The organism is Kitasatospora sp. NPDC001683 (assembly GCF_053596495.1).
Genome location: NZ_JBSFGK010000147.1, coordinates 1 through 12457, shown reverse-complemented (window position 1 = coordinate 12457; position 12457 = coordinate 1). Strand labels below are relative to the sequence as shown.

Here is a 12457-nt window from a genome sequence, read left to right as displayed (position 1 = left end):
TCCCGGGAGCCGGTGCTGCTCGGCGAGGTCCTCTTCCACGTCCTCGCCGAGCTCGCCCGCCGCACCCCGGACCCGGTCCCCGTCCTCCCGGCCCACTGGATGCTGGGTGAACCTAGCGCCCGAACTCCCGGGCGGCGGTCAATCGGCCGCGGACGGCGGCGTGGACCTCGGCCTCCTCGGCCGGGTCGGCGGCGAGCCTTCGCAGCCGCTCCAGCACACGCGCGTCGCCCGTGGTGGCGACGTGGCGCGCGGCGAGCTCGCGCGTGGACTCCTCACAGTCCCAGAGGCACTCGACCGCGGGCCCCTCGGGGAAGTGCACATCGGTCACGGCGAGCGCCCGGGCGGCGCGACCGCGCAGTTCGGAGGAGGCGGCCTCCCCGTAGATGTGGCGCAGGACCGGGACGGCGTCGGCGGCGGCCAGCCGCCCCGCACCGTCGACCAGCGATCCCAGGCCGGTACCGCTGACCCCGCGCACGGAGATCCAGCGGCGCAGTCCGGCGACCACCAGCGGCGCGTCCTCCGGTTCCCCGGCGTCGGCGAGCAGCCGGACGGCGGTCTCGCCGAGCGCGCTGTCGGCTCCCCCGCTGGCCGGGTCGGCCCAGCGGCGGGCCTGGGCCAGCACCTCGGGGCCGCGCATCCGGCCGAGCAGCTCCAGAGCGGCCCGGACGGTCCGGTCGTCCACGTCAGCTGCGGCGGCCTCGATCAGTTCGAGGGCGGCCGGGTCGCGCTGGTCGACCAGGTAGCGCAGGGCGGCCCGCCGGGCGCCGGGCAGGCCGTCGCGGGCGGCCTCCAGCAGGACCGGGCGGTCCTCGGGCCGGACGACGGCGGTCAGACAGCGGGCGGCCGCGGCGGCGCGGCGGTCCACAGCGTCGGGGCCGGACCGGTCCTCGTCGACGTGCGCCGGCTCGGGGCGGCCCAGGAAGGCGCCGGCGCCGAGGTCGCCCAGCTGCCCCTGGTCGGCCCAGGCCAGCACGTCGGCGGTGGACCAGCCCGGGGTGACGCCGCTGCGGTTGATCTGGCGCTGCCAGAGGTCGAAGGGTGACTGCTCACCGGCGGCGGCCACTCTCGGGTGGTAGGCCGCCCAGAGCCGCCAGGGCCTGGGCTCGTAGGCGTTGCGGATGAACTCGCGCAGCTCGGCGTCGCCCTCGGGGCCCGGCGGGAAGCGGTCCAGCACGGCGGTGCCGAGCAGCAGCAGGCCCCGGTCGTCGTCGCGCAGGGCGAGCTCGTCCAGGGCCCAGGCCCAGTTGGCGCCGGTGGCGGCGTACTCGCGCAGCATCAGCAGCGCGTCGCGCCGGCCGTACGCGGCGAGGTGGCCCAGGACGGAGAGGGCGAGGCCGGTGCGGCTCTCGTCGTCGCTGACGAGGTCCTCGGCGGAGTGGAGGTGGTCCTCGATCCCGTCGAGGGAGGCCTCCAGCTCCATGTAGAGGCGGGCGTAGTAGAGGGAGCGGCTCTCGACCTGCCAGTCGGCCCGCGGATCCCTGGTGACGCACTCCTCCAGCGCGGCGATGGCCTCGGCACGGTCGGCGGCCAGCGCGTGGAGCTGCCCGTCACCGCGGCCTCGCTGCAGGAGGCCTAGGAGGCTGGCACTAGGTGCTATCACTGGCTCGAACATGAGGTCAGCATCCGTTGCGGCGGTCGTAGTGGCAACGGGATTTCCGTCGCCGGGGGTCTCTGGTCGGTACTGCGGTGGGCGCCCGGGCGCCGGAATCACCGAAGGTTACCGCCTCGGATCCCCTTCCGCACACAGGGCGACGAAGGCTGCTGCCACAGTGGCATATGCCAGGGGAATTTTGCCTGCGTTCTGTCCAAATCGCCCACACCGGCACGGGCGCTGTGCGACAGTCTTCTCACCACTCCCGACGCCCCGCGCTGGGGCTACACCGAGCGATGGATCCGCCATGGACATGCCCTTACGCACCGCCCGCCCGCCGGACACCGCCACGGTGGACGGCGCCCCGGCGGGCGACGCGAACGGCAGCACCGACGGCACCACCGGCGGTGGCTCCGACAACGGCACGGAGGGCAGCGTGGACGGCACGGCGCAGGAGCCGTCCGGCCCCTCCCTCGACAGCGGCGGCCACCCCGGCAGCCACGAGCCCGCCGACCGGCCGATCGTCGGCTCGGCCGAGTGGGACCTGCTGACCGACGGCATCCGCTGGAACGCGGAGACCTACCTCCTCCTCGGCTGCGACCCCGGCCACGGCCCGCTCAGCCTCGACCGGCTGCCCGACCGCCTCCCCGAGGCGGACCGGCCGCTGCTGCGCCGGATGATGACCGACGCCCTGGTGCACGGCCGTCCGGCCGCCAGCACCCTGCGGGTCCGCCGCACCGGCGGACGGCACGACAGCGTCGAGTGCGCGGGCGAACCCGTGCTCGGCGCGGACGGCACCGTCACCGCACTGCGCATGCTGCTCCGGCCGGCCCCGTCGGCCTGAGCCCGATCCCGAGCCTGAGCGCGAACCCGGTCCCGGGCGCGATCCCGGTCCCGAGCGCGATCCCGAGCCCGAACCCGCGCCTCGGCCCCCTCCCCGACCGGCTCCCACCGGCCGCCCGTCTCACGACGGCCGCGGCCGGTTCTTGGCGTCCGCCGCCCGCAGCTCCCGGCCGAGCTCCGCCCGCAGCTCGTCCACCACCGGCAGCCCCCGGTACCGCGCGGTCAGCCGGTACATCTCGCGCAGCCGGTCCCAGGTCCGGTGCGAGGAGTTCTGGCCGATCAGGTTCATCACCATCTTGGCCTGGAACGCCGCCGCGTCCGGCTCCCCGGTGATCCACTCCACCGAGGCCAGGGTGATCCGGTCGAACAGCGCCGAGCGCAGCTGCCCGGTGCCCTCCCGCAGGGTGATCACCCGCTCCGCGTGCCGCCGGGCCCGGGGGGCCGCCGCCGGGTCGTGCTCGGCCAGGGTGCGCAGCACCAGCCCCTGCATGCCGCGCAGTTCGGCCTCGTCGAAGACCTGCATCCAGGACGGCGCCGGCTCCGGCGACTCCTCGCTGAACAGGTCCTCCGCCTCGCCGAGCAACCGGTAGGTGTCCTGGGAGTGTCCGATCGAGGCGTGCGCCCAGGCCTCGACGGTGTTGAACATCGCACGCGTTCTGGGCAGCAGCAGCCCGCCGCCCGCCTTGGCCGCCGACATCAGCTCGATCGCGTCGTCGGCCCGGCCCAGGTGCACCATCTGCCGGGCGGCCCGGGAGATCGCCTCGCCGGCCCGCGGCCGGTCACCGGCCTCCTTGGCGGCCTCGGCCGCGATCATGAAGTACCGCTGGGCGGTGGGCTCCAGGCCCACGTCGTGCGACATCCAGCCGGCCAGCACCGCCAGGTTGGCCGCGACCAGCCACAACCGCTGCTCCACCGCCGGTGCGTGGCGGTGGGTCAACAGACCGGCCACCTCGTTGAGTTGACCGACCACCGCCTTGCGCTGGAGCCCGCCGCCGCGGGCCGCGTCCCAGGCCCGGAACACCTGCACCGAGCGCTCCAGCGACTCCACCTCGTCGAGCCCGACCGGGCCCGCGTCGTACACGTCCACCACCGGGCGCGCGCCACCCCCGGTGACCACCTGGCGGGGCCCGGGCACGGAGGCCGCGTACGCGACCGCGTCCCCGCCCAGCCAGCCCTTCAGCGAGTCGGCGATGACCGCCCCGGTCGTGAGCGCGGCTCCGGCGCCCACCAATCCACGTCGGTTCAGCATGAGGTCCATTCCCGTGAACTCGGTGAGGACCGCGGCTGTTCGCTCCGGCGACCATGGCACTGCTGCGGAGGGATCCGCTCCGGACCTGGTGGGCCGGTGTCGTTCCAGACCGAGGTCCTCAGTGGTGACGACACGGCCGAGCCGCTCCGTGAACACGGCTGCCAGCACCCTCGGCACCGGATCGCGCGGGATCTCGCCCTGCTCGATCCACCGCCGTACCCTCGACGTGTCCGTGGACAGCTGCTGCTGCCCCAGCGCGGCACCCCGACGGTTGACCAGCCGCGCCAACTCGCCCTTGGACCATCCGGTCAGGACGAACAGATCGGCGAGTCGGGTGTTGGGTTCCCTGCTCAAATGAAGCCCCCAGGTTCCTCGGCACTTCGAGGCTAGAGGCTCCGGCAAGTGCCAGGCGAGCATTCGCCACCGTTCGCCAGGGCCCGCCAGACTACAAAGCCAGTGCCCGACGGGTGTGTTGTAGGGGTGCGCCACCTCGCCCCTCGGGTCGGGCGGCGTCCCACCAGCGCCGGGGCTGTCCCCCGACCGTGGCACGGGACGCTCCCGGTCCTCACCCGAGGGGGTGGCGCGGCCGGGTGGCGCGGGGGCGCCGGGCACGGCCACGGCAGTCCGGCCGACCGCATTCCCCAGGGTGCGGACGGTCGGAACACCGCCGAACAGGGGTTCCCGACCCCGCGTCCGTGCCCGGCGCCCGCGCTCCACCCACCGACCGAAGCAGGGCCGCCGTCGCGCCAGGAAGCACGCGGCGACGGCCCTCCCGCCCCGCGGGGCGCACCCGCCGACGGACCGGAAGGGACCACCCTCAGCCCATGTACTCCTCAGCGACGACCCCCACGCCGACCGCGACCCGCACCGCGCTGCGCCCCCCCACCGCAGCCACCGGCCGTCCCGGGCCCAAGCAGGTGCCCCCGGCGAGCCGTCCGGTCGCTCCGCGCGGCACCGAGGGCCGGTCCACGGACGCCCGGGTCCCGGCCGGCCGTACCGCGCTGGGGCTGCGCGGCCCCGAGGCCGCCCCGCCGGTCGGCCACCGCCTCCCGCTCGCCCGGCAGGCCGACGGCCAGGTGCTGCGCACCCGGCGGCCCGGCCAGCCGGTCGGACCGGAGCGGATCGATCCGTCGGCGCTGCAGACCCCGGCGGTCCGGGCCGCGCTGGGCAGCGTCGCGCGGATATGTCCCGCGTTCACTCCGCGCCAGGTCCTGCGCGAGGGCAGCCGCCACATCCTGGTGGCGGGCACCATCGGGCGGGCTCCGGTGGTCGCCAAGTGCCTGGCGCCGCAGGCGGTGCGGAGTGAGTACTTCGAGCAGCTGGTGGCCGACTTCCACCACGAGGTCGCGGTCTACCGGGCGTTCGTCCGGCACCGCCCACCGGTGCGGCTGCCCCGGCTGGTCGCGGCCGACCACGACCGCTGCGTGCTCGTCATGGAGCGCGTTCCCGGGCGGCCGGCCGCCCGGGAACGCCACCCGGTCAACGCGCCCACCCCGGGCGAGGTGCGGGCGCTGCTCGGCGCCGTCCGGACGCTGAACCTCTGGCGGCCGCCGAGCGACGTCTTCCAGCCGCGCCTGGACTACCAGTTGGAGATCGCCCGCTACCACTCGGTGGGCCAGCTCACCGACCGGGACGCCGGCGACCTGCGCGGCCTGCTGCACGGCCTGGGCCACACCCCGCTGCAGCTGTGCCACGGCGACGCCCTGCTCAGCAACATGCTGCTGGCGCCGTCCGGCCCGGTGCTGGTCGACTGGGAGCAGGCCGGCTGGTACCTGCCGGGCTACGACCTGGCGGTGCTGTGGAGCGTGCTCTCCGGAGACACCGCGGCCCGCCGCCAGATCAGCCAACTCGCCCAGAGCGGCGGCACGCTGGCCCGGGACGCGTTCCTGGTGAACCTGGTGCTGGTGCTGATGCGCGAGATCCGGCTGTACGACGTGCCGGGCGCCGGCGAGGAGCAGCGGATCATGATCCGCCGGCTCTACGACGACGCCGCGCTGGCCCGCCGGGCCGTCCGGGCCGCGGTCGGCACCCGCTGAACCGCCGGGTCCTGCGGAACTGCCGGATCCGCGGGGGCGGTTGAACCACCGGGGCCGCTACGGCCGGGCGCCGCTTCCCAGCGCGGCCCGGCCGACGGCGTCCAGGACGGCCTCCTCGGCAGCCAGGTGCACCCGGCTGCTCAGCACGTCCCGCAGGTAGCGCTCCAGCGGGTGACGCCGACTCAGCCCCGGGTTCCCGGTGAGCGCGACGGCCTGCTGGACGGCCGCCGTGGCGGCCCGGGTGGCCAGCAGTTGGGCGGGGCCGGTCCGGGCCACGGCGTCCGGATCGCCCCGGTCCACCCGGGGGGCGAGGCCGTGGACCAGTTCCTCGGCGCCGATCAGCTGGGCCTCGATCTCGCCGAGGGCGCAGCGGTAGCGCGGCAGGGTGCCAAGCGGTTCGGTCAGATTGGCCGGAGTGCGCTGGTTCAGGAAGCGGACCAGCCAGGCCGCGGCGGCCCGGGCGACCCCGATCGCCACCGCGGCGAGGGCCAGATCCTGCCAGGCGCGGGCGAGTTCGGCCTCCGCGTGGTCCTCCTGGCCGGGCGTGCGCAGGCCGAGCGCGAGTTCGACCGGAACCCGCACCCCGTCCAGGACGACGTCGTGGCTGGCACTGGCCCGCAGGCCGAGCTGGTCCCAGGTCGGGTCGATCTCGATGCCCTCGCTCTCGCCGCGGACCAGGAACGTCCCGACCCTGGGCTCGGGTTCGTCGGTCCGCGCGGTGACGGCCATCCAGGCCAGTGCCTCGGCGCCGGTGCAGTACGTCTTCCGGCCGGTCAGCAGCCAGCCGTCGTCGTCCCGCCGGGCCACCGTCCCGGGCAGCGCGTCCGGCCGGCCGCCGGGCTCGGCCCGGAGCGTGTTGACCAGTGCGGGCCCGCGCCGGGACTCGGTGAGCAGCCGCCGGTAGCCGGCCGTCGGCCAGCCCGCGCGGCGGGCCTGCTCGGCGTGCTGGAGCAGGGTGAAGGCGGTGACCACGGCCACCGAGGCGTCCCCGCGGCCGAGTTGGGTCAGCACCTGGAGGGTGTCGGCGAGCGTGCCGCCCGGTCCGCCGTACCGCGGGGAGACGGTCAGGGTGAGCAGCCCGGCCTCGTGGACGGCCTCGATGCCCTGGTACGGGAAGGTGGCGTCGCGGTCGTGCTCCTCGGCACGGGCGGCGAGCAGGTCGACCACCCGGGGCAGGCCGGCCAGGGCGGCCTCGACCGCCGAGCGCTCCGGTGCGGGTCCGGGCGCCGGGGCGGGGGCCGTGGGCTTCGCGGGCGACGCGATGTGGCCGGAATCCGACGGTTCGGTTCGGGCACGATTGTTCGGTGAACGATCGTTGGCGGCGGTGGTCGTCATGGACTGGTGCCTCCGGGCGGCAGCGTGGGCTCAGCGAGTGCGGGCGGCACGCCGTACGGGCGCGCGGAACCGGCCGGCGGCCCCGGAGGCCGGCCTCCGACCACCCCCGGGATTGTCGGCGCCGACCCGGTCCGGTGTCGGCCGCCCGCCGCCACGGGGCGAGATCCCCCCTCAGCGGCCCGGACAGACCGCGCTGGCGGTCCGGCGCAGGTCCAGATGCCTGCGGCGGGTCAACAGCGGGAGACGGCACGGCATGTCCGCGACTGTACGAACCGGTGATCGATACCGTCAAGCAGCGTCCGGGCCCCGGGCGGGCCCGGTCAGCCCTGCTGGAACATGTCGGCCGGGAGCGGCTTCAGCAGCTGGTACAGGTCGTCCGAAATCGGTCGGTCCCAGGACGCGATGGTGACCAGCACGCCGTCGCTGCGGTCGAACTGGGCGCAGAACACTCGCTCCTCGCTGACCTTGACCTTCTTCACGATCAGCAGGTCGTCCCCGAGCATGACCGGGAAGTCCTCGGCCGAGACGAACTCGACCGGCTCGTCGTTCTCCAACGCCGCGAGCAGCTGCCGCACCTCGAAGGGCACCTCGTCGCCGGTCTCCCGGGCGGGTGAGCCCTCGGGGAGGTTGCCGATGAACATCGCCGGGCCTCTGCCGCCGAACAGGTCGTAGCGCAGGAAAATGCCCTGGCAGGAGCCGTCCGGGCCGGTCATCATGGCCGCACCGAAGTCGCCGGGCCAGTCGCCCGGGTCCATCGCGAGCACGTCGAAGTCCGGGCCGGCGGGCTGTCCGGAGCGACGGCGGAGAAAAGACATGGGAACATCGTACGTGTCCGGCACACCACACCCGCGAGGCGGGTGGGACACCGACGGGGGTCGGGCGGGAGGTCGACGCTCAGAGACCAATGTTGACTCTGAGCAACCGTCCGGGCTACGTTCGGTTCAGCACGACAGCCGTTCTGGGTCTCACCCTCCGGGGGGACGGCATGTCGCAACGCGGCCCTACACGCGTTTCCCTCACTGTGCACTTGTCATGCCGAACTGCCGAGCACCCAGCTTCGTCATCGCACACACCACAACACACAAGCCAACAGTTCCATCGCAGTTCCATGCACCAAGAGACCAGATCCGCGGGGCCCCGGCCCGTCGCTCCCGTGGATCTGCTCGGGACGCCGCCGCGTGGGGGCGTGCGGGTCCCGAGCAAAAGGTGCCGTTGTCCGAGTCGCTCTCGGCTTCGGCGCCAGCCTCCCGGCGACTGCCGGCCCCTCGTGGGCCGGGACCGGCCGACGCACCCCGGTGCGCAGGGGATGACTGGGAGGCATGGCCTGGCTGCTGCCGGGCCGCACAGCAGGCGCCGTGTCTGGCCGCGTGGGGGCGGTGGGCACGGCGTCTGCCTGTGCTCATACTCAGCTGCGTTTGTCTAACAGTCAACAGAAATTCTGACGGGACACGCTCAAAAGATCATCAGTTGTGATGTTCGGTACCAGAAATCAGCGTCCGAGCTCCCGAACCGTCCCCGAACGACCGGCGGAGCGGCCCGGACGCGGCACGTGTGCCGGCGGCTCGGACCGCTCCGCGGGTGCGCCCGGACGGCGCGGGTGGCTCAGGTGAGGTCGAACTCGCCGTCCCGGGCACCGAGCACGAAGGCCCGCCACTCGGCCGGGGTGAAGACCAGGATCGGCCCGTCCTCCTGTCGGCCGTCCCGCATCCCGATGTACCCGTCCACGAACGCGATCTGGACGTCCCCGACGCCCTGGCTGCTGCACAGCCACTCGGCCCCGGTGAAGTCCACCTTCGGCTTCCCGTTCGGCGCGAGCTCCGGCTTCGCCCCGACCGCACCGGCGTCCAGCCCGGTGTCCGTACCGCTGTTCACTGCCACTGACCGATCTCCTCCCGACGGCGTTCCACGATCAGCCTAACCACACCTCCCGGCCCCGGTCAGCGGGTTGACGAGGACTCTGCCGGACCGGGGAGGAGGGCCGGCGGAGGAGCGGTCGGGGCGCGGTGGGGCGTGTCCCGACCGGCGGGGCCCCGGGCAGCTGCCAGAGTGCTGCCAGGACGCGTACGGACCCGCCCGCCGGGCAGGGATCGGCCGGCGGTTCGGTACGGGCCGCTCGACGGTTCGGTACGGGCCCCGGGCCGCCGCCGCGCCGCTCGCACCGCCCCGCACGCCGACGGTCCGCCCGCGACCCGTCCAGGACCCCCTCGCGCCCCGTTCACGACCCCGCCCACCACCCGACCACGACCCCGCCTTAGGGAGCAGCCGATGAGCCGCCGGGACGGCACCCGCGCCGACGTCATCCCCATCTCCGACGCCCCCTCGGCCCATCCGCCGGCGCCCCGCGCCCCGCTCTCGCCCACCCCGCTGCCCCGGCCCACCCCGGCCCGGACCGCCTTGCACGGCCGGGTCGGGATCGTCCTGGTCTCGCACAGCCAGGAACTGGCCACCGCCGTGCGCTCCCTGGCGCTCACCCTGACCGGATCCGACTCCCCCGCGCCGGTCGCCGCGACGGGCGGGGACCCGGCCGACGGGCCGGGCATCAGCGCGGTGCTGGTGGCCGCCGCCACCCGGCGGGTCGACCAGGGCCACGGCGTGGTGGTGCTCGCGGACCTCGGCGGCGCGGTCACCACCGTGCGGGCCCTGCTGTCGGAGGCCGACGAGCACGGCCTGCCGTTCCCGGTCCGCTTCGCGAACGCGCCCTTCGTGGAGGGCGCGGTGGCCGCCACGGCGACCGCCACGGCGGGCGGGGACCTGGCGGCAGTACTGGATGCGGCGGAGGAGGCCTACCGGCAGCAGAAGGACTGACCGTCGTGGGGCTCCCTACGGGTGCTCGCGGCCGTCCCAGGTGAAGACCGCCGGGCCGCGGCACTCGAGCGCGTGGCGCAGCCGGTCGTGCTCGAAGTCGAGCATCGGCGGCAGTTCGTCCAGTGCGAACCAGCCCACCTCCAACGACTCGTCGTCGTTCACCCGGGCCTCGCCGCCGACCGCCCGGCAGCGGAAGGTCAGCACCAGGTACTCCGTCACATCGCCGTTCGGGTAGGTGACCGGCGGCGTGACGGTGGCCGAGGCGAGCAGCTCGGGCACGACCACCACACCGGTCTCCTCCAGGCACTCGCGCACCACGCCGTCGGCCGGCTGCTCGCCGGGGTCGAGGATGCCGCCGATCGACGCCCAGCGCCCGTCGTCGACCCGGCGGGCGAGCAGCACCCGGTCCCGGTCGTCCACCACGACGGCGGCGACGGCGCTCAGCCAGAGCGGACGGGTGCCCACGAGGGAGCGGAGCTCGAGGAGGAAGGGGGGTATCGCCATGGGGCGCAGCCTATCGAGCCGTCTGGTGCCGCTCGAGAACCCATTCACAGTAAAGAGGGATGAAGTCGTTGTCCGGAAATGGTGAAAGAAGAGCGCGAGAGATTGTCGGATGAGATGGCATTCGGTCGTTCTGGCCAATTTCGTTCGATCTGTTGATCAATCGCACTGGCGCGGGCGACTCGGTGCGCGGAAAATTGTCGGGTCACCGTCAGAGTGCGGCGCCCCGCCGGCGAAGCACCCCGAAAACGATCCGGCCGAGCAGCAGCACGCCCGTCGCCAGGCAGCCGGCCACCGCCATCGCCCAGGCCGGACCGTCACTGTCCGGAACGATCACGGCCACGACGATGCCCAGCGCGAGGCAGGCCAGGCCCGCCACGGCCAGCGGAATCCGGTGGGTGACCAGGGCTCCACCGCTGCACGCGCGTCCCCAGCGGGTCGCACCGTGCAGATGGAAGGGATCACGGTCCGCATCTGCCATGAGCCCAAGGTACCCCGGGCCGGCCCGGGCGGCAGCCCGCAGGAAGTGACGGCCCGAACACGCTGTGCAACTGCCCGTCCGGGGTGCTCCTGGCCTGCGGACGCGTGTGCGTGCTCCACAATCAGTCCACGAAAAATCCTCGTCCCCCCGGTACAACCATCCGTCCGGTGCAGCGGTCTCAATGGCATCGAGTGATCCAGGAGCCGTTCACGGGACGGGTGAGAACCCCCCACCGAGAACCGGAATACCCAGGGGGCGGAGCCGCCGCCCCCTGGAGTCGGAGGCCGGGCTCCATCCTCCGGCGGTACCGCCACGCCGCTCGGCGACCAAGGGGGAACCGTTGCCGCAGACCCAATCCACCCCGTCGACCTCCACAGCCCGCGCCAGGCCCGTACCCGGCGTGCGGGCCCTGCCGCCGCCCACCGGCTGCGCCGCCGACCACCACGGCGCCGGCCGGACCCGACCGGCCGTCGAGGCCAAGTGCTTCGAGGCCTCGCGCTTCGAGGCGAGGCCTGTCGGCGCGAGGCCGGTCGACGCGGGGCACGTCGACACGGGGCACGTCGACGCGAAGCAGATCGGGACGGAACAGCAGGACGCGCGGGGCGAATGGCTGCGGTTCGCCCCCGTACAACCATTGTTCCGGGCCCGGGCCGCCCAGCGACTCGCCGTCCTCGCCTACCACGGGGTGACCGACCACCGCTCCTTCGGCGCCCAGCTCGACCGACTGCGAAGGCTCGCCACCCCGGTCTCGCTGGAGGCCGTCCTCCAGGCCGTCACCGAGCGGCGGCCGCTGCCGCCGCGCAGCGTGCTGGTCACCTTCGACGACGCCGACCGGAGCGTCCTCACCCACGCCCTGCCCGCCCTCGACGCGCGCGGCATCCCCGCGACCGCCTTCGTCATCTCCGAACTCATCGGCACCGAGCGCCCCTTCTGGTGGCACGAGGCCGACTTCCTCGCCCGCCACGGCGGCCGCGCCCGCTCACTCGACTGCGGCCACCCCTCCCAGCTGCTCCCCCGGCTCAAGGCCATGCCCGACCCGGACCGCCGTCGCAGCCTGCACGAACTGCGGGTCAGCGCCGACCGCCGGCCACCCCGCCAGGAACAGCTCACCCCCGCCGACCTGCTCGCACTGCGGGACGGCGGCGTCGCCATCGGCAACCACACCCAGGGGCACCCGTGCCTCGGCCGCTGCGACGACGCCACCGTCCGCGCCGAGATCACCGGCGCCCACGAAGCCCTCACCCACTGGCTCGGCGAACGCCCGATCGCCTTCGCCTACCCCGACGGCGGCCACGACCCCCGCGCCGAAACCGTTCTTCAGGAGCTCGGCTACCGCCTCGGCTTCCTCTCCGACCACCGCCTCGGCCCCCGTCTCCCCACCCACCCCCTCCAGATCAGCCGCCTCCAGGTCGACTCCACCACCAGCACCCGCCGCTTCGACACCATCCTCTCCGGCCTCGAACCCGCCTACCGCCGCTGGCGCCGCCAAGCAGTCGCCTGACGGCTGCCGCCGCCGTGGGAAGTCGACCGGCTCGACTTCCGCCGGCCGCCGATCGGGTCGGTCGGCTCCTCCGGCTCGGCCGCCCCGGTCAGGATGGCGACGAGCTGGCGCAGGC

12 protein-coding genes are annotated in these 12457 nt (G+C 74.3%); 4 read left to right on the top strand and 8 right to left on the bottom strand.

What is annotated here, in order from left to right; translation table 11 throughout:
• Positions 1-112 precede the first annotated feature (112 nt).
• Positions 113-1612: a HEAT repeat domain-containing protein gene (locus ACWCYO_RS38380; protein ID WP_270141851.1), complete on the bottom strand. Its 1500-nt coding sequence runs from the start codon at positions 1610-1612 to the stop codon at positions 113-115.
• 286 nt (positions 1613-1898) lie between these two features.
• Here ACWCYO_RS38380 and ACWCYO_RS38375 point away from each other — a divergent pair, with 286 nt between their 5' ends.
• Complete coding sequence (locus tag ACWCYO_RS38375) at positions 1899-2435, top strand: hypothetical protein (RefSeq protein WP_270141852.1); 537 nt, start codon at positions 1899-1901, stop codon at positions 2433-2435.
• Between the two features lie 120 nt (positions 2436-2555).
• Here ACWCYO_RS38375 and ACWCYO_RS38370 read toward each other — a convergent pair whose 3' ends face one another.
• Positions 2556-4037, bottom strand: coding sequence for a DNA-binding protein NsdB (locus tag ACWCYO_RS38370; RefSeq protein ID WP_449786784.1), 1482 nt, complete (start codon positions 4035-4037; stop codon positions 2556-2558).
• A 470-nt stretch (positions 4038-4507) separates the two neighbouring features.
• On the opposite strand from ACWCYO_RS38370, the gene ACWCYO_RS38365 reads away from it, so the two are divergent.
• A complete protein-coding gene (locus ACWCYO_RS38365) occupies positions 4508-5719 on the top strand; it encodes an aminoglycoside phosphotransferase family protein (RefSeq protein WP_270141854.1) in 1212 nt (403 codons plus the stop codon).
• Between the two features lie 57 nt (positions 5720-5776).
• Here the strand turns inward: ACWCYO_RS38365 and ACWCYO_RS38360 are convergent, their stop codons facing one another.
• The 4 genes from ACWCYO_RS38360 to ACWCYO_RS38345 all read right to left on the bottom strand — a co-directional run bounded on the left by ACWCYO_RS38360 (position 5777) and on the right by ACWCYO_RS38345 (position 8902).
• Positions 5777-7054 (bottom strand): acyl-CoA dehydrogenase family protein, encoded by a 1278-nt coding sequence (locus ACWCYO_RS38360; RefSeq protein WP_449786783.1) that lies wholly within the window; start codon positions 7052-7054, stop codon positions 5777-5779.
• A 171-nt stretch (positions 7055-7225) separates the two neighbouring features.
• Positions 7226-7309 carry a putative leader peptide gene (locus tag ACWCYO_RS38355; RefSeq protein ID WP_355211871.1) on the bottom strand — a complete coding sequence of 28 codons (84 nt, stop codon included), beginning with the start codon at positions 7307-7309 and terminating at the stop codon, positions 7226-7228.
• 65 nt (positions 7310-7374) lie between these two features.
• The gene (locus ACWCYO_RS38350; RefSeq protein ID WP_270141857.1) at positions 7375-7869 is read right to left on the bottom strand and encodes a hypothetical protein; all 495 of its coding nucleotides are present in this window, start codon (positions 7867-7869) and stop codon (positions 7375-7377) included.
• A gap of 787 nt (positions 7870-8656) precedes the next feature.
• Complete coding sequence (locus tag ACWCYO_RS38345) at positions 8657-8902, bottom strand: DUF397 domain-containing protein (RefSeq protein WP_270150810.1); 246 nt, start codon at positions 8900-8902, stop codon at positions 8657-8659.
• A gap of 417 nt (positions 8903-9319) precedes the next feature.
• Between ACWCYO_RS38345 and ACWCYO_RS38340 the strand changes: the two genes are divergently transcribed.
• Complete coding sequence (locus tag ACWCYO_RS38340; RefSeq protein ID WP_333493431.1) at positions 9320-9859, top strand: PTS-dependent dihydroxyacetone kinase phosphotransferase subunit DhaM; 540 nt, start codon at positions 9320-9322, stop codon at positions 9857-9859.
• A gap of 15 nt (positions 9860-9874) precedes the next feature.
• On the opposite strand, the gene ACWCYO_RS38335 is transcribed toward ACWCYO_RS38340, so the two are convergent.
• The gene (locus ACWCYO_RS38335; protein WP_449786782.1) at positions 9875-10363 is read right to left on the bottom strand and encodes an NUDIX hydrolase; all 489 of its coding nucleotides are present in this window, start codon (positions 10361-10363) and stop codon (positions 9875-9877) included.
• 208 nt (positions 10364-10571) lie between these two features.
• Positions 10572-10841, bottom strand: a complete 270-nt coding sequence (locus ACWCYO_RS38330) for a hypothetical protein (RefSeq protein WP_270141860.1) — start codon at positions 10839-10841, stop codon at positions 10572-10574.
• A gap of 340 nt (positions 10842-11181) precedes the next feature.
• Between ACWCYO_RS38330 and ACWCYO_RS38325 the strand changes: the two genes are divergently transcribed.
• Entirely contained in the window at positions 11182-12342 is a 1161-nt protein-coding gene (locus ACWCYO_RS38325) for a polysaccharide deacetylase family protein (protein WP_270141862.1), read from the top strand.
• Positions 12343-12457 lie beyond the last annotated feature (115 nt).

Bases quoted from the DNA above. Each gene is read 5' to 3' on its own strand.
- ACWCYO_RS38380 (WP_270141851.1), bottom strand. From the start codon at position 1,612: ATGTTCGAGCCAGTGATAGCACCTAGTGCCAGCCTCCTAGGCCTCCTG.
- ACWCYO_RS38375 (WP_270141852.1), top strand. From the start codon at position 1,899: ATGGACATGCCCTTACGCACCGCCCGCCCGCCGGACACCGCCACGGTG.
- ACWCYO_RS38365 (WP_270141854.1), top strand. From the start codon at position 4,508: ATGTACTCCTCAGCGACGACCCCCACGCCGACCGCGACCCGCACCGCG.
- ACWCYO_RS38360 (WP_449786783.1), bottom strand. From the start codon at position 7,054: ATGACGACCACCGCCGCCAACGATCGTTCACCGAACAATCGTGCCCGA.
- ACWCYO_RS38355 (WP_355211871.1), bottom strand. From the start codon at position 7,309: ATGCCGTGCCGTCTCCCGCTGTTGACCCGCCGCAGGCATCTGGACCTG.
- ACWCYO_RS38350 (WP_270141857.1), bottom strand. From the start codon at position 7,869: ATGTCTTTTCTCCGCCGTCGCTCCGGACAGCCCGCCGGCCCGGACTTC.
- ACWCYO_RS38340 (WP_333493431.1), top strand. From the start codon at position 9,320: ATGAGCCGCCGGGACGGCACCCGCGCCGACGTCATCCCCATCTCCGAC.
- ACWCYO_RS38335 (WP_449786782.1), bottom strand. From the start codon at position 10,363: ATGGCGATACCCCCCTTCCTCCTCGAGCTCCGCTCCCTCGTGGGCACC.
- ACWCYO_RS38330 (WP_270141860.1), bottom strand. From the start codon at position 10,841: ATGGCAGATGCGGACCGTGATCCCTTCCATCTGCACGGTGCGACCCGC.